This window comes from Leisingera sp. ANG-M1 (assembly GCF_000813745.1).
GTDB lineage: Bacteria > Pseudomonadota > Alphaproteobacteria > Rhodobacterales > Rhodobacteraceae > Leisingera.
Map to the genome: position 1 here is coordinate 1 of NZ_JWLC01000084.1, position 415 is coordinate 415.

1 protein-coding gene is annotated in these 415 nt (G+C 64.1%); it reads right to left on the reverse strand.

Features of this window, described 5'->3' with window-relative positions:
- Positions 1 to 93: 93 nt before the first annotated feature.
- On the reverse strand, positions 94 to 415 hold a 322-nt coding region (locus RA19_RS25495; RefSeq protein ID WP_039168844.1), incomplete at its 5' end, for a hypothetical protein.

Below are 415 nucleotides of genomic sequence, written 5' to 3' on the forward strand. Positions count from 1 at the left end.
GGCGCCCGGCCCAACGGGAAGAGCCCCGCCAAGGGCGATGACGGGCGGGAGCCCCCGCAATCGCAGGCCTCCGGCGCCCGCCGCTTCAGCCCCCTACTCCAGCGCCCGCCACGGTTTAGGCATCAGCACCCAGCGGCCGTTGACGAAGATCAGCCCGTCAAATCCCAGCCCCAGCGCTTCGCCCGGCTTGACAAATTTGAACCGCCCGATCGGCACATCGGAAATGAAATACGGCAGCACTTTCTTGTAACCGCCAGGAAACTCACTCAAAATCGAGCCGCCCGACCGCAACTCGCCGGTGGTGGTGAAGATAGTGATCAGATCTTCATGCTCCGGCTTGGGGCGGATCACCGTTCCGGGCTGGAACAGGCGGTCGTAGGACGCAATCAGCCGGCTTGCCAGCGGTTCCGCATAA